Source organism: Corallococcus exercitus (assembly GCF_042231735.1).
GTDB lineage: Bacteria > Myxococcota > Myxococcia > Myxococcales > Myxococcaceae > Corallococcus > Corallococcus exercitus_B.
Genome location: NZ_CP102577.1, coordinates 4,978,337 through 5,001,696, shown reverse-complemented (window position 1 = coordinate 5,001,696; position 23,360 = coordinate 4,978,337). Strand labels below are relative to the sequence as shown.

At 71.3% G+C, this 23,360-nt stretch carries 19 protein-coding genes; 9 read left to right on the top strand and 10 right to left on the bottom strand.

Features of this window, described 5'->3' with window-relative positions:
* Positions 1-31 precede the first annotated feature (31 nt).
* The 3 genes from NR792_RS19460 (at position 32) to NR792_RS19450 (ending at position 2,811) form a co-directional block, all read left to right on the top strand.
* Positions 32-592 (top strand): NifU family protein, encoded by a 561-nt coding sequence (locus NR792_RS19460; RefSeq protein ID WP_375761508.1) that lies wholly within the window; start codon positions 32-34, stop codon positions 590-592.
* A 164-nt stretch (positions 593-756) separates the two neighbouring features.
* Positions 757-1,527 (top strand): SAM-dependent methyltransferase, encoded by a 771-nt coding sequence (locus NR792_RS19455; protein WP_375761649.1) that lies wholly within the window; start codon positions 757-759, stop codon positions 1,525-1,527.
* Between the two features lie 426 nt (positions 1,528-1,953).
* On the top strand, positions 1,954-2,811 hold the full coding sequence (locus tag NR792_RS19450; protein WP_375761507.1) for an alpha/beta fold hydrolase: 858 nt from the start codon (positions 1,954-1,956) through the stop codon (positions 2,809-2,811).
* Between the two features lie 6 nt (positions 2,812-2,817).
* Here NR792_RS19450 and NR792_RS19445 read toward each other — a convergent pair whose 3' ends face one another.
* Positions 2,818-3,711, bottom strand: a complete 894-nt coding sequence (locus NR792_RS19445; protein ID WP_375761506.1) for an oxidoreductase — start codon at positions 3,709-3,711, stop codon at positions 2,818-2,820.
* Positions 3,712-3,953: 242 nt separating this feature from the next.
* Here NR792_RS19445 and NR792_RS19440 point away from each other — a divergent pair, with 242 nt between their 5' ends.
* Positions 3,954-4,703, top strand: a complete 750-nt coding sequence (locus NR792_RS19440) for a lysophospholipid acyltransferase family protein (protein WP_375761505.1) — start codon at positions 3,954-3,956, stop codon at positions 4,701-4,703.
* Positions 4,704-4,782: 79 nt separating this feature from the next.
* Here the strand turns inward: NR792_RS19440 and NR792_RS19435 are convergent, their stop codons facing one another.
* Together NR792_RS19435 and NR792_RS19430 are read right to left on the bottom strand one after the other, a co-directional pair.
* The gene (locus NR792_RS19435; protein ID WP_375761504.1) at positions 4,783-6,948 is read right to left on the bottom strand and encodes a glycosyl hydrolase family 18 protein; all 2,166 of its coding nucleotides are present in this window, start codon (positions 6,946-6,948) and stop codon (positions 4,783-4,785) included.
* A 395-nt stretch (positions 6,949-7,343) separates the two neighbouring features.
* Positions 7,344-8,351 (bottom strand): fatty acid desaturase family protein, encoded by a 1,008-nt coding sequence (locus NR792_RS19430; RefSeq protein ID WP_375761503.1) that lies wholly within the window; start codon positions 8,349-8,351, stop codon positions 7,344-7,346.
* 409 nt (positions 8,352-8,760) lie between these two features.
* Here NR792_RS19430 and NR792_RS19425 point away from each other — a divergent pair, with 409 nt between their 5' ends.
* The 4 genes from NR792_RS19425 to NR792_RS19410 all read left to right on the top strand — a co-directional run bounded on the left by NR792_RS19425 (position 8,761) and on the right by NR792_RS19410 (position 14,848).
* Positions 8,761-11,364: a response regulator gene (locus NR792_RS19425; RefSeq protein ID WP_375761502.1), complete on the top strand. Its 2,604-nt coding sequence runs from the start codon at positions 8,761-8,763 to the stop codon at positions 11,362-11,364.
* Positions 11,361-12,500: a class I SAM-dependent RNA methyltransferase gene (locus NR792_RS19420; protein WP_375761501.1), complete on the top strand. Its 1,140-nt coding sequence runs from the start codon at positions 11,361-11,363 to the stop codon at positions 12,498-12,500. Before NR792_RS19425 ends, NR792_RS19420 begins: the two co-directional genes overlap by 4 nt.
* A gap of 25 nt (positions 12,501-12,525) precedes the next feature.
* Positions 12,526-12,729, top strand: a complete 204-nt coding sequence (locus tag NR792_RS19415; protein WP_375761500.1) for a hypothetical protein — start codon at positions 12,526-12,528, stop codon at positions 12,727-12,729.
* Positions 12,730-12,988: 259 nt separating this feature from the next.
* The gene (locus NR792_RS19410; protein WP_375761499.1) at positions 12,989-14,848 is read left to right on the top strand and encodes a tetratricopeptide repeat protein; all 1,860 of its coding nucleotides are present in this window, start codon (positions 12,989-12,991) and stop codon (positions 14,846-14,848) included.
* Here NR792_RS19410 and NR792_RS19405 read toward each other — a convergent pair.
* The 3 genes from NR792_RS19405 to NR792_RS19395 form a co-directional block, all read right to left on the bottom strand.
* Positions 14,845-16,449, bottom strand: a complete 1,605-nt coding sequence (locus tag NR792_RS19405; RefSeq protein WP_375761498.1) for an ATP-binding protein — start codon at positions 16,447-16,449, stop codon at positions 14,845-14,847. The two genes, NR792_RS19410 and NR792_RS19405, sit on opposite strands and share 4 nt — an antisense overlap.
* Positions 16,450-16,744: 295 nt before the next feature.
* Positions 16,745-17,989, bottom strand: a complete 1,245-nt coding sequence (locus NR792_RS19400) for a TIGR02266 family protein (protein WP_375761497.1) — start codon at positions 17,987-17,989, stop codon at positions 16,745-16,747.
* A 15-nt stretch (positions 17,990-18,004) separates the two neighbouring features.
* Positions 18,005-18,379 (bottom strand): response regulator, encoded by a 375-nt coding sequence (locus NR792_RS19395; RefSeq protein WP_014399331.1) that lies wholly within the window; start codon positions 18,377-18,379, stop codon positions 18,005-18,007.
* Positions 18,380-18,461: 82 nt separating this feature from the next.
* Between NR792_RS19395 and NR792_RS19390 the strand changes: the two genes are divergently transcribed.
* A complete protein-coding gene (locus NR792_RS19390) occupies positions 18,462-19,859 on the top strand; it encodes a M20/M25/M40 family metallo-hydrolase (protein ID WP_375761496.1) in 1,398 nt (465 codons plus the stop codon).
* Between the two features lie 21 nt (positions 19,860-19,880).
* Here the strand turns inward: NR792_RS19390 and pip are convergent, their stop codons facing one another.
* The 4 genes from pip to NR792_RS19370 form a co-directional block, all read right to left on the bottom strand.
* Positions 19,881-20,846 carry a prolyl aminopeptidase gene (gene pip, locus NR792_RS19385; protein ID WP_375761495.1) on the bottom strand — a complete coding sequence of 322 codons (966 nt, stop codon included), beginning with the start codon at positions 20,844-20,846 and terminating at the stop codon, positions 19,881-19,883.
* 68 nt (positions 20,847-20,914) lie between these two features.
* Positions 20,915-21,490, bottom strand: a complete 576-nt coding sequence (locus NR792_RS19380; RefSeq protein ID WP_375761494.1) for a hypothetical protein — start codon at positions 21,488-21,490, stop codon at positions 20,915-20,917.
* A 23-nt stretch (positions 21,491-21,513) separates the two neighbouring features.
* On the bottom strand, positions 21,514-22,077 hold the full coding sequence (locus tag NR792_RS19375) for a hypothetical protein (RefSeq protein ID WP_375761493.1): 564 nt from the start codon (positions 22,075-22,077) through the stop codon (positions 21,514-21,516).
* Between the two features lie 63 nt (positions 22,078-22,140).
* On the bottom strand, positions 22,141-23,349 hold the full coding sequence (locus NR792_RS19370; RefSeq protein WP_375761492.1) for a small ribosomal subunit Rsm22 family protein: 1,209 nt from the start codon (positions 23,347-23,349) through the stop codon (positions 22,141-22,143).
* Positions 23,350-23,360: the final 11 nt, after the last annotated feature.

Here is a 23,360-nt window from a genome sequence, read left to right as displayed (position 1 = left end):
TAGAGGAAGCGGACTTTCGTAGGGAGAACACATGTCAGTGAACATCCAGCTCGAGTGGACCCCCAACCCCAGCACGTTGAAGTACGTGGTGGACCGCAAGCTGCTGGGCGGTGGCGCGGTGAACTTCACCAACCGGGACGACGCGCAGGCCAAGTCGCCCCTGGCGCTCCGGCTCATGGACATCCAGGGCGTGACGGCGGTGATGCTCGGCACGAACTTCGTCACCGTGACGAAGGGCGAGGCGGGCGAGTGGGACGAGCTCAACGACTCCGTGATGTCCACGCTGGACACGCACCTGTCCGAAGGCCTGCCGGTGGTGGACGAGGCGGCGGTCGCGGCGGCGCGCCAGGCGACGAGCGCGGACGGCACGGTGGAGCAGCGCATCCAGTTCATCCTGGACGAGGAGATCCGCCCGGCCGTGGCGCAGGACGGCGGTGACATCACGCTGGACCGCTTCGAGGACGGCATCGTGTACCTGCACATGAAGGGTTCGTGCGCGGGCTGCCCGTCGTCCACGGCGACGCTGAAGATGGGCATCGAAGGCCGGCTCCGGGAGATGATCCCGGAGGTCACCGAAGTGGTGTCCGTCTGAGGCGGAACGTCAAGGCGCCGCAGGTCCGCAAGGAGCTCTTGCCGGACCAGTCCCAGGCCCTCCTGCGTGAGCTGCACCTGCTCACGCGCGAGGGGCACCTCAACGCGGACGCGCTGCGCAAGCTCAAGCAGGTGAACCACCTGGTGGGCCTCTTGCGCCCCGCGATGGAGGACGTGCAGACGCGCCACGCGAACCCCGTGGTGGTGGACGCGGGCAGCGGCAACGCGTACCTGGGCTTCGTCGTCTACGAGCTGTTCCTCAAGGACGCCGCGGGCGGGGAGCTGTTGTCCATCGAAGGGCGGCCGGACCTGACGGAGCGCGCGAAGGGCCGCGCCGAGCGACTGCACTTCGACCGGATGCGCTTCCAGACGGCGCACATCGACGCGGCGCAGTACCCGGAGCGCATCCACGTGCTGATGGCGCTGCACGCGTGCGACACGGCCACGGACGACGCGCTGGTGGCGGCCATCAAGCACGGCGCGGACCACGTGGCGGTGGTGCCGTGCTGCCAGGCGGAGGTGGCCGCGCAGCTGAAGGAGAAGAAGGCGAAGGCGGCCGGCTCCATGCCGCTGCTCTTCCAGCACCCGTGGCACCGGCGCGAGTTCGGCTCGCACCTGACGAACGTCATCCGCGCGCTGACGCTGGAGGCGTTCGGCTACCAGGTGACGGTGACGGAGCTGACCGGGTGGGAGCACTCGCTGAAGAACGAGCTCATCCTCGGGCGGCGGGTGCACCGGGACAACCGGCGCGCGCGGCTCCAGCTCCAGGCGCTGCTGGCGGAGACGGGCGTGCAGCCCCGGCTGACGCGGCTGCTGGGCATCACGCCCGCGGGCGCGACGGGCGGCGCGGCGTCGGAGCTGGCACCGGACGCGGAGCCCCCGGCGGAGGCGGAAGCCACGCCGGACGCGGCGCCCGCATCACCCTCGGAATCCTGAACGCAAGCGGACCGCCCCTGGACCGTAGGGCGGGGCAGGCGACTTCACGGGTGGGGGACGCGTGTCCCCCGTACCGGGGAGGCCGCCGCCCGGCCGTGCGAGGCGGCCGGGCAGGCGTTACATGACGGGCGGCCGTGGGCTGCGCACGGGACGACACTCCAGGTGGCTGAATCCCTTGAGGGAGGGCCGCCGCGGGTGTCGGTGGACGTGGGCACGTCAGGGGGCCCCGTCAGGATGACGTCGCTGCCGCAGGTCGCGTGCGGCGGAGGAACCCGGGGCGGTGGGCGCGGTGTCTGAATGCAGGGGTGCGGAGTCTCGTCCCGGAGTGGGGCCGGCTCGGGTGGCCGTCATGGCACCGGAGGAGCGCGGGGCGAGCCGTGAAGTTCCTCCACCGTGACGCGGTGGGGAGGGTCGATGAGAAGGGGCATGGCCTTGGAGCTGGATGACTGGGGCGGGAGCGGGCCGCTCCTGCACTTCGCCTGCGCGAACGGTTTCCCTCCGGAGACGTACCGGAAGCTCTTCACGCGGCTGGCGACGCGCTACCACGTGGTGTCGCTGCGCACGCGGCCGCTGATGCCGGACCAGGACCCGAAGGCGCTCACGACCTGGGAGGAGCTGGGCGAGGACCTGGCGCGCGAGCTGAAGGCGCGCGGGCGCTCCGGCGTGCTGGGCGTGGGGCACAGCGTGGGCGGCACGAGCACGCTGATGGCGGCCGCCGCGAACCCGGGGCTGTTCCGCGCGGTGGTGGCGTTGGATCCGGTGCTCATCGCCGGCCCCCGGCTGTGGGCGCTGCGCCTGATGAAGCTGCTGGGCCGCATGGACCGCACCGCCATCGTGCGGGGCGCGCTGCGGCGGCGGGACCGCTGGACGACGCGCGAGGAGGCGGCCACCGCGTACCGCCAGCGCAAGCTGTTCCAGGACTGGGACGCGGACTGCTTCAGCGACTACATCACGCACGGGCTGGTGCCCACGGAGGCCGGCGACTTCCGGCTGCGCTTCCCGCGCGAGTGGGAGGCCCGCATCTTCGAGACCTTCCCCGCGGACCCTTGGAGGCTCATCCGCGCGAACGCGGCACCCACGCTGGTGCTGCGGGGTGAGCGCTCCGACACGCTCCTGCCCGACGCGCTGGCGCGGGCGGAGAGCGAGATGCAGCGCACGCGGGTGGACACGCTCCCGCTCGCCTCGCACCTGTTCCCGATGGAGCGGCCGCGCGAGACGGCCGACCGCGTGCTGGCGTTCCTCGAACAGCTGCCGCCCGTGGACGCCGCCGCGTCCGAGCCCTGAGGCCTGTCAGCCGTAGGCCTCGCGCTTGATGCGCTTGTCCGGAACCTCCAGCGCGTGCAGGTGGCCGAGCACGGCCTCCATGAAGCGCGGCGTGGCGGGCGTGCGCGTCTCCAGCGCCTTGCGCCGGTCCCACGGGGTGATGGCGGGCCCGCACACGTACACGAGGCAGGTGTCGCGGTCCGGAAGCAGCTCGTGCAGCAGCGCCTCCGCGACGCGGCCCTTGCGCACCCGGGGGCCGTACTTCGTCTCATCCGTCTCGCGCGTGAGCGTGTGCACCACCCGCACGCGGTCCGGCGCGGCGCGCTCCAGCGCGGCCAGCTCCTCCCGGTAGAGGATGTCCCCCCAGGTCTTGTTGGACGCGAGGAACGTGTGCCGCAGCTTCAGCCCCCGGTGCAGCGCGTCCTTCACGATGGCGAAGTTCGGCACCGCGCCGGAGCCCGCCACCACGTGCAGCACGTGGTCCGTGCGCTCCGTCACGTCGTCCGGCAGCACGTACGGCCCCATGAAGCCCGTCACCTTCAGCTTCGCCCCCACCAGCCTGCCATGCACCAGCAGGGGCGACAGCAGCGGCGGGTAGCGCGTGACGCCCGGGATGAACTCCTCGTCCTTCACCGTGATGGCCACGTGCCGCTCATGCGGCGCGGAGGCGAGCGAGTACGAGCGCGGCGGCTCCTTGCGCCCCTTCTGCTCCTGCAGGTACGCGCACTGGTGGGCAATGGCCCGGAACTGGTGCGGGTCGATGTTGAGGAACTGGCCTGCCTTGTAGTCGAGCGGCCCCGCCCCTGAATCCAGCTCCAGCAGCAGCGTCGCCGTGTCGTGCGTCTCCATCCGCACTTCGGTGACGGTGGCCTCGTACTCGACGGGCCGCTTCGCTCGGGAGGGCGTGGCTTCAGCGCTCATGTGGCTCCCCATAACACGCGGGGTGCGGGGCCGCGCGGACCGGCACGCCGCCTCCCGCTCCTCACGCCAGGCCCGCAGGGCAGGCGCATCGTTGGCTGGATGACGGAAGGGCAGGCGGGCGGCCTGGCGCTCCCGGAGGACCGCTGACCCACCCCACCGGGCGGGACTACATCTTCCAGGAGGACGTCCGTCATCACATCCCCTGGGTCCAGGGGCTTTCCGGAAGGGACGTGGGCCGGCCCGTGCTTCGAGTTCTCTTCGCCTTGATGTCGTTGCTGCCTTACGGGCTCCGCCGCCACGTCGTGCGCGGGCTGATGCACGGCGTGTGGGGCCGGCTGTCCCACGCGAGGGTGTACGGCCTGAAGGACCTGCCGGCCGGCCCCTGCCTCTTCATCTGCAACCACCTGTCCAACGCGGACGGCTTCACGCTCTACCGCGCGCTGCGCCCAAGGCGGGTCGTCTTCCTCGCGGGCGTGAAGCTGCACGGCACCGTGATGACGCGGCTGGCGGCGGAGACGATGGACACCATCGACATCACGCCCAACTCGCCGGACATCGAAGCGCTGCGCCGCTGCGTGGAGCTGCTCAAGGGCGGCCAGTCCGTCCTCATCTTCCCCGAAGGGGGGCGCAGCCGCTCCGCCGGCCTGCTGCAGGCGAAGAAGGGCGTGGGCCTCATCGCCAAGCGCGCGGGGGTGCCCATCGTCCCGGTGGCGCTGACGGGCACGGAGAAGCTCATGCCCATCAACGACTCCGACATGGGCGGCGAGCGGCTCTTCCACGCGGACGTCACCGTGACCTTCGGGCCCGCCTTCCGCATGGAGGACCTGGAGCCGGAGGTGGCGGGCGCGCCCGACGCGCGCCAGGCGCTGGTGGACGCGATGATGCGCCGGGTGGCCGCGCTGCTGCCGCCGGCCTACCAGGGCGTCTACGCCGGGGGGCCGGCTCCGGTCGCTCCCACGGCCCCGTCCTCCGCCGCGCCGCCCTCCGCGTAGCGGCCCGCGCGCCCCCGCCAATGAAAACGGCCGCGCGGGCGGGTGCCCACGCGGCCGTCCGGCTTCAAGCCGATAGCGATTACTGGAGGAACGCCTTCTTGACCTCGGTGAGGAGCGGGTTGGCGCCCGTCGCGGGGTCGATGCAGCCCTGGTTGATGGTCCAGATGATGGTGCCGCCGTAGCCGTTCGCCTTCGCGTACTGGCCCTTGGCCTGGATGGCCTCCGGGCCGTCGTACGAAATCCAGCGCACGGTGCCGTCCTCCACCGGCGTGCTGAAGGTGACGTAGTTGGCCTGCGCCGCCGAGTCCCACTTGAGCGTGCCCGTCTTGGAGAGCGCGAGGATCTTCTTGTACGTGAAGGAGTTGTCCCCGCCCACGTAGTCGGACCAGTTGGTGAAGGGCTGGCGCGGGCCGGTGATGTTGCGCCACGCGAGGCCGTAGAACGGGATGCCCATGCCCAGCTTCTGCTTGGGGATGCCCGCGTTCACCCAGGCATTGAGGCTGGACTCGATGGAGGTCGGGTGGGTGCCGGACTCGCCCTTGAGCGCGGACGTGAACCACGAATCCCAGCCGTCCCAGACGCCAATCATCTCGTAGGACATGATGTTCACCTGGTCCAGGTGCTGGGCCAGCTGCGCGTACCACTTGAGCGACGCGTCGGAGCTGAAGTTGTTGTTCACCCAGCCAATGGGGAAGGTGAGCAGCATGTTGGGCCGCAGCTGACGCAGCCGCTGCACCAGCGCCAGCAGGTTCGGCTTGTCCGCCTCCTCCACCGGCTCCCAGTCGATGTCGAGCCCGTCATAGCCGTGGTCGTCCATCACCTTGAGCAGGTTCTGGACGAACTTCTCGCGGTTCGCGGAGGTGGCCGCGCCCACCCAGCCGGCGTGCTCGCCCGCGCCGCCCACCATGATGATGGCCTTGCGCCCCGCGGCGTGCGCGCGGGTGGAGAGCGTCTTCGCCATGGCGGAGCCGTTCGAGTTGTCGAAGACGGCGTTCACCGTGCCGTCCGCGTTCGGCGTCACGCGGCCCACGATGATGTGCGTCATCGCGCTGAAGTCCACCTTCTCCGGCGGGTACTCGTCCGCGTTCCAGCCCGTGTAGTAGCCGGACACCCACTTGTTCGTGGTGCCCACCGGGCCCGTCACCACGACGTCCGCCGTGGCCTTCTTCGTCGCGTCCGCGTTGCTCGTCGCGACGACGTGGTACGTGCCCGCCGTCTGGGGCGCGGTGTACGTGCCGCTGGAGGTCACGGTGCCGCCCGCGGCGCCCTCCTGGACGCTCCAGGTCACGGCCAGGTTGCTGCTGCCCGTCACCATCGCGGTGAAGGTCTGCACGCCGCCCCGCGACAGCGTCACGGTGGCGGGGGTGATGCTGACGCTCACGCCCGTGGTGGAGGTCCGCTTGCCGGACACCGCCGTGGACTTCGCGCTCTCACCGGCCGCGTTCAGCGCGGTGACGGCGTACCAGTACGTCGTGCCCACCGCGGCGCTGGTGTCCTTGTAGGACGCGGCGGTGAGCGCCGAGGAGGTGAGCCGCGTGTACGTGCCCGTCTGCGCCGTGGCGCGGTAGACGTGGTAGCCCGTGGCGCCCGTCACCGTGCCCCAGCCGAGGGCGACGTCCGTCGCGGAGCCCGTGGCCTTCAGGGCCGTGGGCGCGGAAGGGGCGGTGGTGCTCGCCGCCAGGCGCACGTTGTCGAAGTACATCACGGGCAGCGTGCGGCCCGCGTTCTCCATCACCACCAGCCCGTCCAGGGTCGCGTTCGCCGCGCCCAGGGTGGACAGGGGCATGCGGCACAGCGTCCACGCATTGGCCTTCAGCGTGCCGCCGGCGCAGGTGGGATTGAGCGCCACGGGGGACTTCGCCACGCCGCCCACGCTCGCGTAGAGCGCGAGCGCCGGGTTGGCCGTCGCGCCCGGGTTCACCCGCAGCTCCACGAAGCCATAGCCCGTGGTGGGCACGCCCGTGTGGTGGAAGTACAGGCCCTTCCAGGGGCCGAACGTCGCGGAGATGGAACGGGTGCCCGCGTACACGGGCTTCGTCGCGGTGAGGCTGTGCGTCGCCCAGGACCAGTCCTGCCAGCCCGAGCCGAGCGCGTCGTCATACATCGTGGTCGCGCTCGCGAGCGCGTCCCCGGTGGTCAACAGCGAGTCCTCGTCGCCCGCGGTGGAGGTGAAGTCCGGCGCACCACCACAGCCGGTGTGCATCGCGCCCAACGCCACGAGGAACCCAATGAGCTGCCTTCTCAAAGTTCGCTCCTACGGCCAGGTGAAAAAGGCGGGGCCGGGGGTGCCGCGTTCCCCCGCTCGCGGCGCGCGGCGGAGGTCCCCCGGTCGCCCTGTCGCCGCGCCTGGATTGGCGTGCGTGCAAAGGGGGACCTGGCAAATCGCAGGCAGAGAAACACCGCGATCCGTCGTCAGCGTTCAAGCCATGGGGTGGGGTATTTCGGCACGTCGCCAGGACGCCAGGCCGCTGTGTCAGCGGCGCGGCGGGCGTCTGGCTTCAGAGGGAAAGGCGCCTGGTGACGGCGGGGACGGGCGGGCCCTTCCCACGCCTGGAGGCGCCACGGGGGCGCCTCCAGGGGAAAGGCTTCCACGCTGTGATACGTCCGGCTTCAATCCTTCACATGCAATGAATCACAGGCTCACTTCCGGCCAGCGGACGTGAGGAAGTTCCACGCGCTCTTCTCACCGCCCAGGTACGTCTGGAAATGGTTCTCCCCGGGGCGGTACAGCTCCGTCTGCTTGAGCCGCTCGTGCAGCGCGGGCAGGTGGTAGTAGGGCACGGACGGGAAGAGGTGATGGGACAGGTGGTAGCTCGCGTTGAAGGGCGCAATGAAGAAGCGCTCGAACCATGTGGCGGCCTCCACGTCCCGCGTCTCGTGCGTCTCGTCCGGGGTGGCGGGGGTGAAGGGGTGCTCCACCACCGCGCGGATGCGGAACGCCATCATCATCAGCGTCAGTGACGGCAGCGACCACAGCAGCAGGTAGTAGAGCCAGCCGCCCGTGAGTGTGAGGAAGGTGATGAGGCCCGTCAGCCAGAGCGCGTAGCGGATGTGCTCGGCGCGGGAGATGGGCGGGCCGCCCTTGCCCATGGAGCGGCCCGTATAGGACCAGGGGATGACGATGCGCAGGTGGGAGAGGGAGAAGAAGCCCACCAGGTCCCCCAGCAGCACCAGCACCGCGCCCCGGCGCGTGCGCGGGAACATCCAGGCGTGGTCGCGCTGCGCCGTGCGCCAGTACGGGTCCTTGTCCGTGTTGACGTAGCGGTGGTGCTCCGCGTGCTCCTTGCGGTAGCCCGCCGTGGTGATGTTCGTGGGGAACGCGCACAGCAGGTCCGCCACCGCGTCGTTGAGCTTCCGGTTCGTGAACAGGTGGTAGTGCGCGGCCTCGTGCACCAGGCTCAGGAGCGCGTGCTGCCGCGTGGAGATGACCACCGCGGCCAGCACCCACGCCCACCACCGGTCCACCTGCACCACGAACGCCACCGACAGCGCGATCATGAGCCATTGGCGCGTCACCGCCCACAGGCCGCGCGCGTTGGCCACCACCGACAGCTCCCTCACCACCGCGTTCAACGACCGGCGGTCGAACGCGCGGGAGGTGACCGCTTCCGAGTCATCCAGCGACAACGGTTCTGGAACGGCGAGCATCTGGGGACAGACCTCCTGCCGGGCACGAGCGCTCTGGCGGAGGGCCGGGAGGTGGCTTCCTCTCCCATCCAAGGCGAACCCCCTGCCGCACACCCCGGTTCATGTGGGATTACACCGCCTTGGCGGTAATAATCTCATATCATGGGAATCAGTAGGTCTGGAATGCCCGCCCAGTCTTACAGCCAGGACGGATAGGGAAGGCCCCTGGGGACCGGGGCCAGGCAGGTGTTGAGTGGTGCCCAGAAGGCGACCTTCCAGGGGGGCTGGCGCACGGGAAGACAGGGCGCCCGGGCCTTTTGGCCGGTGCGTTGGGGGTGTTCTCCGTACACTGGACGGGTACTTCCTTTCCCGCGTCTCGCGGCGGCCCCCCAGGAAAGGCGGCGAGGTTCCAGACCTCCCCGGTGAATGGATGCAGGCACCCTTCGACTTCCGCACGCTCTTCGAGCTGTCGCCCAATCCCTACATGCTGCTGGACCGGGAGCTGCGGTACGTGACCGCGAACGCGGCCTACCTGCGGGTGACCGCCAGCCGGCTGGAGGACCTGGTCGGGCGCACCGTCTTCGAGGCGTTCCCCAATGACCCGGACGATCCGGCCAATGCCAGCACGCGGATGCTGCGCGACTCGTTCTCCCGCGTGCTGACGGAGCGGACGCTGGACACGCTGGCGCTCATCCCCTACCGGGTGCCCCGCCAGACGGAGGCGGGCGCCGTGGTGGAGGAGCGCTACTGGAGCGCCACGCACACGCCCCTGCTGGATGCGCGGGGCGAGGTGGCCTTCATCCTCCAGCACACGATGGACGTGACGGAGCTGCAGCAGCTCAAGCAGGCCGTGCGCGACGCGGAGGCGTCACTGGAGGAGGGCCCGCAGCGGACCCAGCTGATGGGCGGGGTGTTCGCGCGCGCGCAGGCGGTACAGGAGGTCAACCGCACGCTGGACGACGAGCGCCGCCACCTGCGGCGCATCTTCGAGCAGGCCCCGGGCTTCATGTGCTCGCTGAAGGGGCCGGAGCACGTGTTCGAGCTGGCCAACCGCTCCTACCTCCAGCTCGTGGGCCGCCGGGACCTGCTGGGCAAGTCCGTCCGGGAGGCGCTGCCGGAGGTGGCCGGACAGGGCTTCATCGACCTGCTGGACCGGGTGTTCAAGACGGGCGAGCCCTTCGTCGGGCACAACGTGGCGCTGCAGCTTCAGCGCGAGCCCGGAGCGCCGCTGGCGGATGTCTTCGTGGACTTCGTCTACCAGCCCGTGGTGGAGGCGGACGGGCGCGTCTCCGGCATCTTCGTCCAGGGCCACGACATGACGGCGCAGAAGCTGGCGGAGGACGAGCTGGCGCGCCACCGCGACCACCTGGAGGAGCTGGTCCGCGAGCGCACGCGGGCGCTGGAGGCGAGCGAGGCGGAGCGCCGCCAGGCGGAGGCCGCGCTGCTCCAGGCGCAGAAGATGGAGGCCGTGGGCAAGCTCACGGGCGGCGTGGCGCATGACTTCAACAACCTGCTCCAGGTGGTGAGCGGGAATCTCCAATTGCTCCAGCGTGACGCGGTGGGTGACACGCGCACGCAGCGGCGCCTGGAGACGGCGCTGGGCGCGGTGGAGCGCGGGGCGCGGCTGGCCTCGCAGCTGCTCGCGTTCGCCCGCCGGCAGCCGCTGGCGCCCACGGCGCTCAACCTGGGCCGGCTGGTGCGCGACATGGACGACCTCTTGCGCCGCGCGCTGGGCGAGGACGTGGAGGTGGAGACGGTCATCGCGGGCGGGCTGTGGAACACGTCCGTGGACCGCAACCAGCTGGAGAACGTCATCCTCAACCTGGCCATCAACGCGCGCGACGCCATGGACGGCCGGGGCAAGCTGACCATCGAGGCGGGCAACGCGATGCTGGATGACCACTACGCGATGCTGCACCCGGAGGTGACGGCGGGGCAGTACGTGCTCCTGGCCATCTCCGACACGGGCTCCGGCATGACGCCGGAGGTGCTGGAGCGCGCGTTCGAGCCGTTCTTCACCACGAAGCCGGAGGGGCGCGGCACGGGCCTGGGGCTGAGCATGGTGTACGGCTTCGTGAAGCAGTCCGGCGGCCACGTGAAGATCTACAGCGAGGTCGGGCACGGCACGTCCATCAAGATCTACCTGCCGCGCACCTTCCAGGCGGCGGTGCAGCCGGCGGACACCGGCACGGGGCAGGTGGAGGGCGGCACGGAGACCATCCTCGTGGTGGAGGACGACGCGGCGGTGCGGGCCACGGTGGTGGAGGTGCTCACGGAGCTGGGCTACCGCGTGCTCAAGGCGCACGACGGCCAGAGCGCGCTCGCGGTCATCCAGAGCGGCCTGCCGGTGGACCTGCTCTTCACGGACGTGGTGATGCCGGGGCCGGTGCGCAGCCCGGAGCTGGCGCGGCAGGCGAAGGCGCTCCTGCCGGACCTGGAGGTGCTCTTCACGTCCGGCTACACGGAGAACGCCATCGTGCACGGCGGCCGGCTGGACCCCGGCGTGAGCCTGCTGTCCAAGCCGTACCGGCGCGAGGACCTGGCGCGGAAGATCCGCGCGATGCTGAAGGGCCGCGAACAGCGGCTGACGGCGAAGCAGTACCGCGAGCCCGTGCCCGCCGCGCCGGAGCCGGGAGGCAAGGGGACGCTGCGCATCCTCCTGGTGGAGGACGACGCGGACATCCGCGAGTCCGCGTGCGAGCTGATGACGGACATCGGGCACACCGTGCGCGCGGTGGCGAGCGCGGAGGCGGCGAGCGAGGCGCTGGCGAAGGAGCCCTTCGACCTGCTCTTCACGGACGTGACGCTGCCGGGCATGTCCGGCGTGGCGCTGGCGCGCGAGGCCGTGCGGCGGTATCCGGCCCTGCGCATCATCATCGCGTCCGGGGACTCGCGCGCGGTGTCGGGTGAGGACAGCAAGGCGCTGGCGCACGTGGTGCTGCTGCCCAAGCCGTATGACCTGAACCAGATGGAGCGCGCGCTGGAGCAGATCGCCCTGGGCGCCGCCCCGGTCGCGAGGACGAGGCCCGCGTGACGGACGCGCGGGCCCGGACGGGCGAAACGGTCTATGTGTCCACGCTGCCCGGGCTGGAGCCCGCGCTGGAGGCGGAGGCGCGCGAGCGCGGCCTGCCGTTCCGGCGCGCGGAGGGCGGCATCGAGTGCGAGGGCCCGCCCGGCCTGCACCAGACGGCGAACCTGCACCTGCGCACCGCCAGCCGCGTGCTCCTGCGCCTGGGCACCTTCACGGCGCCCACCGCGGACGCGCTGGTGCACGGGCTGGAAGCGCTGCCCATGGCGGACGTCTGGGACGGGAAGGTGCCGCTGCGGATGTCGGTGACGCTGCACCGCTCCGTGGCCCCGGGGCCGGCCGTGGTGCTGGAGTCCGCGGCCGTGGCCTGGAACCAGCGCGAGGTGGCGGCCGCGGGCCACCTGGACGACGAGGACGGAGGGCCGGGGCTCACGCTGCTGGTGCGCGGTGACGGGGAGCGCTGGACGGTGAGCGCGGACACGTCCGGAGCGCCCCTGTACCAGCGCGGCTACCGGCAGGAGGTGGGGCGCGCGCCCCTGCGCGAGACGCTGGCCGCGGGCATCCTCAAGCTCGCGGGCTACGCGGGCGACGTGCCGCTGGTGGATCCGATGTGCGGCTCGGGCACGTTCCTGGTGGAGGGCGCGTGGCTGTCCCAGCGCCGCGCGCCGGGCATGCTGCGCACGTTCGCGTTCCAGTCCTTCCCCTCCTTCGATTCGCAGGCCTGGGCGCGCCTGCGCGCGGAAGCGGAAGCGGACTCGCTGGCGGAGCCTCGCGCGCCCATGCGCGGGTATGACCTCAACGCGGGCGCGCTGGGCACGGCGCGGCGCAACGCGAAGCGCGCGGGCGTGACGCTGGCGCTGGAGCGGCACGACCTGCGCACGCTGAAGGCGCCTCCGGACGCCCCCGGGCTGGTGGTGGCCAACCCGCCCTACGGCAAGCGCGTGGGCGAGACGGAAGACCTGCCGGAGCTCTACCGCGCGCTGGGCGCGACGCTGAACGGCGCGTTCCGCGAGTGGCGCAAGGCGCTCATCGTCCCCGAGGAGCCCAAGCTGGTGGCGGCGCTGGGGCTGAAGGGCGCGCGGCAGCTCAACGTGAAGAACGGCGGCCTGCGTTGTCTGTTGTTGCTGGCCGGCCCGTCCTAGCGTGCGCCTTCAGGAGGCCTCCGCGATGCGCATCCTCCCGAACCCCGACGAGGAGCCGGACACCGGCAACCCGCTCATCCTCACCGTGGAGCACCTGCTCGGCGGCGAGGAGTGCCACCCGCTGATGGAACGCACCGTGGGCAGCCTGGGCCCAAGTGACGTCGAGCACCGCATGGTGCCCTCCACCGCGCCGCCCTGCCACGAACAGGTTCCAGGAGGGGCGCCGTGACTACCGTTCATTGAGCCCTCCCGACACAACCCAGGGCTGTGGTGGGGAGGAGAGGAGGGCACCGTGAGCTGTCATGTCTCGCACCCCGCCGAAATCACAGAAGCCGGACGACCGGGCGCCCCGCGTCTCCCCTGACGCAACCTCGTCTGACGAAGAACACGTCCCCTCGGGCCCGTGGGACGCTCTATGGAGAGCCCTTTGGTCGCCGCGGTGGGGCAGGCGGCGCCCCCCGCGCCTCAAGGCCCTCCGCCTCCTGCTCGTGGTGGTGGGCCTCGCCTCGCTCGTGGTGTGGCAGTGGGAGGACATCGTCAAGCTGCCCGCGGTGCAGTGGGGGATGGAGCTCGTCGCGAAGGTGCGAGTCGACGAGGCTCCTCCGGCTCCTCCGGCTCCCAGGGCCTTCAGGGTCGCGGTGGCCAGGTTGGAGCGGGATGCCGACAACGAACTCTGGCACGTCATTCAGGGCAACCTGAAGGAGGAGCCGTATCTCGAGGTGACGCCCGTGGGCTTCACCATCGCCGAAGGCAGCGAGGCGGCTGGCCACGAGGCCGCACGGAGGTACCTCCGCAGAATGCACGCGGATGTCCTCATCTGGGGCAGCGTCATGGGGAGCGGCCCGGAGGCAGTCCCGCAGCTCTACCTGACATGGGCGGACAGTCCGCGGGAGATGAAGCGGGAGGCGGCTGTTCCCAAGAGCTACGAGCGGGAGCGGGCGCAGCGTCTTCCGGAGTTGTTCTGGAACGACCTGTCGACCGTGCTGCGTCTGGCTGTCCTCACGCAGGCCTCGAGCGAATTCTCAGACGAGGGGCGCTACCTCGCCGACAAGCTCCCGGGCTTTACCGACAAGGTCCGGTATCTCCTTCGTACGCGCGGCGCCTCCTGGGATGCGCGGGATCGGGCCTCCACGGAAGGTGTCCTCGCCGAGGCTCTCTATGTCCTGGGCTTGCAGAATGGGCAGGATGAACCCCTCCGAGAATCCATCGCCCTCTACGAGGAATGCCTGAAGACGTGGACGCGACGCGACTCGCCCGTGCAATGGGCCCTGACGCAGAACAACCTGGGCAAAACGCTCACGGTGCTCGGGGAGCGGGAGTCGGGGACGGAGCGCCTTGAGGAGGCGGTGGTGGCCTTCCGGGCGGCGCTGAAGGAGAGAACGCGCGAGCGGGTGCCGCTGGAGTGGGCTGGGACCCAGAACAACCTGGGCATCGTGCTCACGAGGCTCGGGAAGCGGGAGTCGGGGACGGAGCGCCTTGAGGAGGCGGTGGTGGCCTTCCGGGCGGCGCTGGAGGAGAAAACGCGCGAGCGGGTGCCGCGGGACTGGGCCGCGACGCAGAACAACCTGGGCAACGCGCTCACCAGTCTCGGGGAGAGGGAGCCGGGGACGGAGCGCCTTGAGGAGGCGGTGGTGGCCTACCGGGCGGCGCTGGAGGAGACAACGCGTGAGCGGGTGCCGCTGGGCTGGGCCGCGATGCAGAACAACCTGGGCATCGCGCTCATGAGTCTCGGGGAGCGGGAACCGGGGACGGAACGCCTTGAGGAGGCGGTGGTGGCCTTCCGGGCGGCGCTGGAGGAGGGAACGCGCGGGCGGGTGCCGCTGGAGTGGGCCCTGACGCAGAACAACCTGGGCACCGCGCTCACGAAGCTCGGGGAGCGGGAGCCGGGGACGGAGCGCCTTGAGGAGGCGGTGGTGGCCTACCGGGCGGCGCTGGAGGAGAGAACGCGCGAGCGGGTGCCGCTGGACTGGGCCGCGACGCAGAACAACCTGGGCGTCGCGCTCATGAGTCTCGGGAAGCGGAAGTTGGGGACGGAGCGCCTCGAGGAGGCGGTGGTGGCCTTCCGGGCGGCGCTGGAGGAGGGAACGCGCGAGCGGGTGCCGCTGGACTGGGCCATAACGCAGAACAACCTGGGCGTCGCGCTCACGACGCTGGGACTCAAGACCCACGACGCAGCCCTGCTCTGCGCCGCCCTTCCACGGTATTTTGGAGCCTGGGTCATCCTATCGGCAGCGAACGATGTACGGGCAGCAGAGCCTGAGAAATTCGCCGCCCAGGCCCGCCAGGCTCTCGCCGCACACAGCGCTGACGCCGCCAGGGAATGCCCTGGGTGGCAGCAGGCAGGTTAGAGCGGCAGCACCAGCTCGAAGCGGGCGCCGCCCTCGGGCCTGGCGCCCGCGCTCACCTTGCCCCCGTGCGCCAGCACCACGCGCCGCACGATGGCCAGCCCCAGGCCGCGGCCGTTGGCGCGCGTGAGGAAGAAGGGCTCGAAGACGCGCTGCGGATCCAACCCCGCGATGCCCGGGCCCTCGTCCTCCACGCCCAGCGACACGCCCTCCGGCACGCGGCGCACCGCCACGCGCACCGTGCCCCCGCGCGGCGAGGCCTGGATGGCGTTGCGCATCAGGTGCGTGATGGCCAGCTGGAGCAGCGTCTCGTCGCCGGGGAGGTCCGGCACGTCCGGCGCCTCGTCGAACAGCACGCGCGGCGCGGGCAGCTCCTCGCGGCCGTGGACCAGCTGCCCCAACGCGCGGTGCACCAATTCGCCCAGCGAGACGGGGCGCGGCCGGGGCTCCAGCGGGCGCACCGTGTCCAGCAGGTCGCGCACGATGTCCTCCAGCCGGATGGCCTCCTCCTCCAGCATCTCCACCGCGGAGGCGCCCGCGGGGCCCAGGCGCGATTCGCGCTTGAGCACCGCCACCGTGTTGAGGATGGCGCCCAGGGGATTGCGCACCTCGTGGGCCACGACGCCGGCGGCTTCACCCAGCACCGTCAGCCGCTCGCTGGCGATGAGCTCGTTCTGCAGGCGGGACACCTCCGCGAGCCGCGCCTCCGCCGCCCGGTGGTGCCGCACGTTCTCCAGCGCACCGCCAATGAGCTGCGCGAACAGCTCCAGCGCCCCCGCGTTCGCGGGCGTCAGCGTGGTGGACTGCACCGCCAGCACGCCGAAGGGCTCGTCCCCCACGAAGATGGGCGCGTCCAGCGCGCGCGAGCCCGGCGGGTAGATGCGCTGGATGTGGTCCGCCACCTCCTTCGTGTGCAGCCGCCGCGCCATGCTGAACGCGTCCGGATGGAACGCCGCCCGGCGGCTCGTGAGCACCTCCGCCAGGTGCGGCATCCCGGAGCGGGGAAAGCGCACCGCGTGCACGCTCTGCCCGTAGAGCTGCTCCGCGGCGGCCAGGCTCTCCGGCTCCTGGCGCAGGGGCCCGTGGCGCAGGAAGTCGCCCTCCAGCAGCATCACGGAGACGTAGAAGCCCTGCCGGTGCACGGCCTCCACCGCCAGCTCCAGCACCTGCGCCTCGTCACGGCAGCGCAGCAGCTCCGCCGCGGTGGACACCAGCACGGTGGACAGCTTGCGCACCGCGTCCCCGCCCTCCGCGTCCAGCAGCATCACGAGCTGCTCCTCCGGCACGCGGCCCGGCGCGGTGAGCGGGGAGAGCAGGTGCTGGCGTCCGTCCGCGCCCCGCATGCGCACGAACGCGAGCTGCACCGGCGCGGGCTGCTCGCCACGTGTCAGCGCCTGGCGCAGGGGCTCCACCCACGCGTGCTCCTCCGGCCCGAAGCGGGCGGTGAGCTCCAGCAGCGACGGCAGCACGTCCTCGCTCAGGCCCAGCAGCGTGCGCAGCGCGGTGTTGGCGAACACCAGCCGGTCACCCCGGACGACGAACAGGGGCACCGGCAGCGCGGGCAGCAGGCCGTCCAGCGTGCCCGGCGGGTCGCGGTCGCTCATCGCCGCACCGGCCCGGGGACGTCCGCTCCTCCGGCCGGAGGCCCGGTGCCGTCAGCGGGGCCGGGGCCCGGAGGCAATCGCCGGGCGGGTGCGCCGTAAGGAAGGGGGAAGGCGTTGATCACTGGAGAGGCACCATGAACTTCGCGAACGAGTTGGACCGCAGGGACCTGGAGTTGAAGTCCGTCTTGGCCGTGTGGGTGGCCTTCGTGGCGATGGGCGCGGTCTTCCTGGGCCAGTTGCTCTAGGCCCCCGGGCGGAAGGGAAGCACCGCCGCGCCCGGGAAGGCTGGAACCCATCAGGGCTTCTTGGTGCGGCGGACGTACTGCTGGATGAAGTCCCGCTCCTCCGCGCGCAACGCGCTCAGGCGCAAGCCGTAGCCCCGGGGGTTCTTGCCGTCATCCAGGGAGTTCTCCCAGATGACGGAGCTGCGCAGGGTCATCACCCGCTCCGGATCATCGAAGCGCAGCGTCAGCTCCACCTGCGTGCCCAGCCGCAGCGGCCGGTCCGTGCCGATGAACAGGCCGCCCGACGACAGGTTGATGATGCGGTGGTCGGTGAAGATGCCCGTGTTCTTCATCGTCACCCGCACGTCCGCGTGCAGCCGGTCGTCCGAGCGGCGCTCCAGGCCCACGAACTCGGCGCTCGAATACGAGGGCGCGGGGGCGGCCACGGGGCGCCGGACGGGCGCGGGCGGAGGCGGCGTGGGAGCAGGCGCCGGCGGAGGCGGCGTCACCGGCCGCGTCGTGGGCGTCATCACCGGCGGAGGCCGGGGCGGCGCGGGCGGCGGCACGGGCCGTGTCATTGAACCCGGCACGGGCGTTGGCGGAAGGGAGGCGGCGGCCGGACGCGTGAGGGAGCCCGGCACCGGCGTCGGTGGAATGGAGGCGGCCGCGGGGCGCGTCATCGTGCCCGGCACCGGCGTCGGCGGAATGACGACGGGCGGCGGACGCGCGGCCTGCGGGGGGACGACCGGCGGCGGGCGCGCGTGGGGCGCGGATCCACTCAACGGCAGCGGCGAGGCCGGCGGCGTGCCGCCCATGTCCAGCCGGGGCGGCGGGGGCGCGGGCGGATGCATCGCGCCCTGCAGGAAGAGCGTCTCCGCCTCGCGGATCCGCCGCGAGAGGAAGTCGAAGATCTCCACGGAGACCTTGCGCAGCTCCGGGTGCAGGTCCGGCGACAGGTGCTCCGGTGAGAAGCGCTTCGCCATGCGGAAGAAGGCGAGGCGGAACTCGTCGAGCGACGCCTGCGGCTTGAGCCCGAACACCTCGTGCGGCGGCAGGTGCAGGAGGCCGCGCAGCTGGTTGCGCAGGCGCTCGGCCTGCTGGGTCTCGATGGAGGCCGTGGGCGCCGCGGTGGTGAACAGGTCGCGCACCTCCGGGAGGTCCTGGAGCGCGATCCAGTTCGTTCCGTCGCGCGACGCGCGCACGGCCGTCTTCAGGCGGCCGGAGGCGATGAGGTCTCGGAATGCTTGCAGCTGGAGGGGGCCCAGCACTCGGCCGAGCGAATCTCCCACCCAGTAACCGACAGCGGATGACGACACGGGGACCTCGAGGAATCAGGACGCCAGTGCCTGGCGCACGGCGGCGGCGATCTCCAGCGGATGGAAGGGCTTGCCCACGAAGCCCATGGCCCCCGCGGCGATGGCCTGCTCCACCACCGGCTCCGCGTCCATGCTGCTGATGACCAGCACGCGCGTTTCCGGCGACACGCTCTTGATGGCGCCCAGCACCTCCAGCCCGCTCTTCTTCGGCATGAAGAGGTCCAGGAACATCACCGCCGGCTGCTCCTTCTCCGCCAGCGCCAGTCCTTCCTCCCCGTCCGCTGCTTCCAACAGCCGCAGGTCGATGCCCGTGTCCGCGATGACGTCCTTGAGGATGCGACGCACGAAGCTGTCGTCATCCACCAACAGCAGGGTAGGTAGTCCAGGCATGGGCGGCAGGATACATAAGACGCGCGACGTTTGGGCGCGCGCATCCCACGTGCCTGCTCGGCTTTTGGGTTAAGGGGTGGGCATGTCCACCGACCCCGCGCTGTCCCATTTCGAGTCCCACAAGGCCGCGTACCTGGAGGACCTCAAGGCCCTCGTACGCATACCCAGTGTGTCCTTTCCCGGGTTCGACGCCGCCCTCGTGCGCAAGAGCGCGGAGGCCACCGCGGCCCTGTTGAAGGACCGTGGTTTTGAAAACGTGCAGCTGCTCGAAATCGAGGGCGCGCATCCGTATGTCTATGGCGAGGTGCTCAAGGCGCCGGGCCGTCCCACGCTCCTCCTCTACGCGCACCACGACGTGCAGCCCGCGGGAGACGAGGCCGCGTGGAAGAGCCCGCCCTTCGAGCCGGAAGAGCGCGACGGCCGCCTGTACGGCCGCGGCGCGGCGGACGACAAGGCGGGCATCGTCGTGCACACCTCCGCCGTGGACGCGTGGCTGAAGAGCACCGGCCAACTCCCACTCAACGTGAAGGTCATCATCGAGGGGGAGGAGGAGGCCGGCAGTGACCACCTGGGTGCATTTCTCCAGAAGCACGCGAAGCTGGTGGCGGCGGACGCCATCGTGTTGACGGACACGACGAACTTCGACACGGGGCTGCCGTCCATCACCACGGCGCTGCGCGGGCTGGTGACGGTGGACGTGGAGGTGCGGGGGCTGCAGCAGGCGGTGCACTCGGGCATGTGGGGCGGGCCCATTCCGGATCCGGCGATGGCGCTGTGCCGGATGCTGGCGTCGCTGACGCACGCGGACGGCTCCATCGCGATTGAGGGCGTGATGGAGCAGGTGAAGCCGCTGACGCCCGCGGAGCGCCAGAGCATCCAGGCGCTGCCCGGGGACGAGGCCACCTTCCGCGAGCAGGCGGGCATCCGCGAGGGCGTGCAGCTGTTGGGCGGCGGCCGTCACCCCTGGGAGACGAACTGGCGCCAGCCGAGCCTGGCCATCAACGCCATCCAGGCCAGCAGCCGCAAGGACGCGCGCAACATCATCGTGGAGTCCGCGTGGGCGCGCGTGGGCATCCGCGTGGTGCCGGACATGGATCCGGAGGACGTGCAGCGCCGGCTGGTGGCGCACCTGAAGAAGGTGTGCCCGTGGGGCCTGGAGCTGGAGATCCGCGAGGACCAGGCGTCCGGCTGGTGGTACACGGACTCGTCGCACCCGGCCTTCCAGGCGGCGTTCCGTGCGCTGGAGAAGGGCTACGCGAAGAAGCCCGTCACCATCGGCTGCGGTGGCTCCATCCCGTTCGTGGAGCCGTTCGCCAAGGAGCTGGGCGGCGTGCCCGCGCTGCTCATCGGCGTGGAGGATCCGTACACGTACGCCCACTCGGAGAACGAGAGCCTGCACCTGGGCGACTGGGAGAAGGCCATCCGCTCCGCCATCCACCTGTACGAGGAGCTGGCGAAGTCGCTGACCCCTCGCGGCTGAGCGCGGAGGGGCTCGCGGGGGCTACAGGCCGCGGAAGCGGTCCGTGGCCTCGATGAGGGCGGACGTGTTGCCGGGCTCGTTGGCGGAGTGGCCCGCGTCCGGCACCAGCACGAACTGCGCCTCCGGCCACGCGCGGTGCAGGGCCCACGCGCTCTCCGGCGGGCAGACGACGTCGTAGCGGCCCTGCACGATGACGGCGGGGATGTGGCGGATGCGGTGCACGTCGTCCAGGAGCTGGGTGTCGCTGCGCAGGAAGCCCTTGTTGACGAAGTAGTGGCACTCAATGCGCGCGAAGGCGATGGCGAAGTCGTCCCCCGCGTTGCGCGCGACGAGCTCCGCGTTGGGGTACAGGCAGCTCGTGCGGCCCTCCCACACGCTCCACGCCCTCGCGGCCTCCTGCTGCGTGTGCTTGTCGTCGCCCATCAGCCGCCTGGCGTACGCGTGGAGCAGGTCGCCGCGCTCCTCCTCCGGAATGGGCGCGAGGTAGTGCTCCCACGCGTCCGGGAACATGGCGCTCGCGCCGCGCTGGTAGAACCAGTCGATCTCCTGCTTGCGCAACAGGAAGATGCCGCGCAGCACCAGCTCCGTGACGCGCTCCGGGTGCGCCTCCGCGTACGCGAGCGACAGGGTGCTGCCCCAGGAGCCGCCGAAGAGCATCCAGCGCTCCAGGCCCAGGTGCTCGCGCAGCCGCTCCATGTCCGCCACCAGGTCCCAGGTGGTGTTCTGTTCCAGGCTGGCGTGCGGGGTGCTGCGGCCACAGCCGCGCTGATCAAACAGGATGATGCGGTACACGCCGGGGTCGAAGAAGCGGCGCTGCTTCGGGTCGGTGCCGCCGCCCGGGCCGCCGTGCACGAACACCACGGGCTTGCCCTTCGGGTTGCCGCTCTCCTCGAAGTACAGCGAGTGGCCGCCGGTGACCTTCAACTGGCCGGTGCGGTAGGGCTCGAGCGGGGGATAGAGCGTACGCAGCGGCGTGGGTGCGGGCACGGGATTCCTTCCTTGGGAATGAGGTGCGGCGCAACCTAACAACAGGTGGCGCCCCCGGGGCGAGCCGTTCAGAAGTACCACGTCAGCCCGAGAACGAGTCGCCACGGTCCTCCCTCGACGGTGGTGCTGCGCTGGTGCGTGCCGCCATTGCGCTCCTGGATGATTTCGCGCCGGAGCGGCCAGGCCTTGTCCACCTCCAGCCCGATGCCCACGTGCCGCCAGGGCCGTGCCTCGCCCATCAGCCCCGTGGTGAAGAAGGGCAGGGAGGGATCCGAGTCGATGAAGCGCACGCCCGCGCTGAAGCCCACGCGGAACGGCGCGGTGGGCGTGAGCACCCGCAGGCCGCCGCCCAGGGACGTGAAGAAGATGTCCTCGCGGCCGGTGAGCAGCTCCGCGGCGAGGTACGCGCCCACGAGCGCCTGGAAGTCATAGCCCGCGCGCACGCCCAGGCCCACGCCGTCGTCGTAGCGGACCGTCTGGAGATAGATGGGCGCGGGGTCGCGCACCGTGGTGTCGAACCCGGAGCTGCGCATGAGCGACACGCCGAACCACGGCCCATGCAGGGGCGCCGCGTCGTCCGCGCGGGCGACGGTGGAGGCGAGGAGGAAGAGCAGGAGGGCGGCGGGCAGCGAAGGGCGGGACACGGTGAAGGCCTTGGCGCAGAGGGTCAGAAGTACCAGGTCAGCCCGGCGAGGACGCGCAGCGGTCCTTCATCCAGCGTGAGGGTCCGCTGGGGCGTGGACCCCTGCTGGTCGCGCGTCACCTCGTCCTTCAGCGGCCAGGCCCTGCCCACCTCCAGGCCGAAGCCCAGGTGTTCCCAGGGGCGGACCTCGGCCAGGAGCCCGGCGGTGAAGAAGGGCAACGTCGGATTTTCGGGGAGGAAGCGCAGGCCCGCGGTCAGGCCCGCGCGCAGGGTGCGCGTGGGCGTCATCAGCCGCAGGCCGCCACCGAAGGACGTGTAGTGGATGTCCGCCTGGAGCTCCGCGTACGCGCCCGCGAACGACAGGAAGTCGTAGCCCGCGCGCACGCCCAGGCCCACGCTGCCGCCGTACTCCACCGTGGACTGGTTGAGCCCGGGCTCGCGGATGCCCGCGTCGAAGGCGGAGCTGGTGGACAGCGTCACGCCCACCCAGGGCCCCTGGAGCGACGGCGTTTCCTCCGCGCGGGCGACGGTGGAGGCGAGGGCGAAGAGGAAGAGGGCGGTGGGAAACGCGAGGGGACTGCGGGGCACGGTGCCTCCGGGGGAAGGACTGCCCTTCCTACGGAGCGGGCACCTCGCCCTGGTCGTGTCCGCTCAGGGCTTCGCGGGCGGGACGGGCGCCGCGGGCTCGCGCGGAGGTTCCGGCGGCTTCGGCGCGGGCGGCACGCCGCGTCCGGCCTGGGCCACCATGCGCACCTCGGCGTTCTCCCCGAGCGCGTAGCCGTCGCCCTTCGTCTCCAGGTCCGTCGCCTCGATGACGTCGCCGCGCTGGAGGTGGAAGAACTTCTCGTTCTTCTCCGAGCGGTGGCGCTCCTGCATCGCCAGGCCCACGCGCCCCTCCGGCCCGCAGCCGATGTAGCGCTGGCGGCCCTTGCCCTCCAGCGACTCGCTGACGATGCGGAACAGCCGGCCCGGCGGCGGCTCCGGCCAGGCCTCGCCCTTGGGCGCCACCACCAGGTAGCTCATCTTGAGCGACTCCTTGTGGAAGCCCGCCACGCGCGCCAGCTCCTCCACCACCTTGGGCATGGGCCACGCGCGCTCCGCGTGGCACCAGTCCGTCTCCTTCACCAGCGCGGGGCACGCGCCCCGGTACATGCACGGCGCGCGGATGGCGTAGCCGCGCTCCACCAAGAGGTCGCGCACCTTGAGCAGGTTGCGGCTCGTCTCGCGCAGCGCGGGCTCCATCACCAGCAGGCTGCCGCCCTTCTTCACCTTCGTGAGCACCGACTCCAGGAGCGCCGCGCGCGGCTTCAGCGCCTCATCCGTCGCGCCGTAGAGTTCATTGACCACGTGCCCCATCGTGATGAGGTCGTACTGGCCTTCCGGCAGGGTGGCGTTCTTCTTCAGCGGATCCCACTCGCGCGTGGCCAGGGCCTCGCCGGCCTCCGTGGCCAGCTCGCGCGCCAGGTTCAGCGCGGGCTTGCTGCGGTCCGCGGCCGTCACCTCGCTGGCGCCCGCGTCCATGGCCGCGAAGGCCACCGGGCCGGGACCGCTGCCCAGGTCCAGCACGTGGCGCGGGCGGTTCGGCAGCTCGCCCAGCACCTGGCGCGCCTGGGCGTAGGACACCGGCCAGTAGAAGAGGAGGTACGCGCCCAGGAGGCGCGGGTCGTCCATGTAGCGGGCGCCGGCCAGCTGCCGCTCCCGCGTGAGGCCGAGCGACAGCTGCTTCACGCCCGCGCCCACCTCCTTGACCTCCTGCGGCGTGAGGCGGCCTTCCGGGCCCTCCCGGCCCCGGGACGCGCGCCACACGGAGATGAGCCGGGGCAGCCATCGCTCCAGGTCCTTGCTGTATGCGTTGCTCATCGTTGCCTTCA

What these genes read in the sequence shown, in the direction of transcription:
- NR792_RS19460 (WP_375761508.1), top strand. Translation starts at nt 32, where the DNA reads ATGTCAGTGAACATCCAGCTCGAGTGGACCCCCAACCCCAGCACGTTG.
- NR792_RS19455 (WP_375761649.1), top strand. Translation starts at nt 757, where the DNA reads ATGGAGGACGTGCAGACGCGCCACGCGAACCCCGTGGTGGTGGACGCG.
- NR792_RS19450 (WP_375761507.1), top strand. Translation starts at nt 1,954, where the DNA reads ATGGCCTTGGAGCTGGATGACTGGGGCGGGAGCGGGCCGCTCCTGCAC.
- NR792_RS19445 (WP_375761506.1), bottom strand. Translation starts at nt 3,711, where the DNA reads ATGAGCGCTGAAGCCACGCCCTCCCGAGCGAAGCGGCCCGTCGAGTAC.
- NR792_RS19430 (WP_375761503.1), bottom strand. Translation starts at nt 8,351, where the DNA reads ATGCTCGCCGTTCCAGAACCGTTGTCGCTGGATGACTCGGAAGCGGTC.
- NR792_RS19425 (WP_375761502.1), top strand. Translation starts at nt 8,761, where the DNA reads ATGCAGGCACCCTTCGACTTCCGCACGCTCTTCGAGCTGTCGCCCAAT.
- NR792_RS19415 (WP_375761500.1), top strand. Translation starts at nt 12,526, where the DNA reads ATGCGCATCCTCCCGAACCCCGACGAGGAGCCGGACACCGGCAACCCG.
- NR792_RS19405 (WP_375761498.1), bottom strand. Translation starts at nt 16,449, where the DNA reads ATGAGCGACCGCGACCCGCCGGGCACGCTGGACGGCCTGCTGCCCGCG.
- NR792_RS19395 (WP_014399331.1), bottom strand. Translation starts at nt 18,379, where the DNA reads ATGCCTGGACTACCTACCCTGCTGTTGGTGGATGACGACAGCTTCGTG.
- NR792_RS19390 (WP_375761496.1), top strand. Translation starts at nt 18,462, where the DNA reads ATGTCCACCGACCCCGCGCTGTCCCATTTCGAGTCCCACAAGGCCGCG.
- NR792_RS19370 (WP_375761492.1), bottom strand. Translation starts at nt 23,349, where the DNA reads ATGAGCAACGCATACAGCAAGGACCTGGAGCGATGGCTGCCCCGGCTC.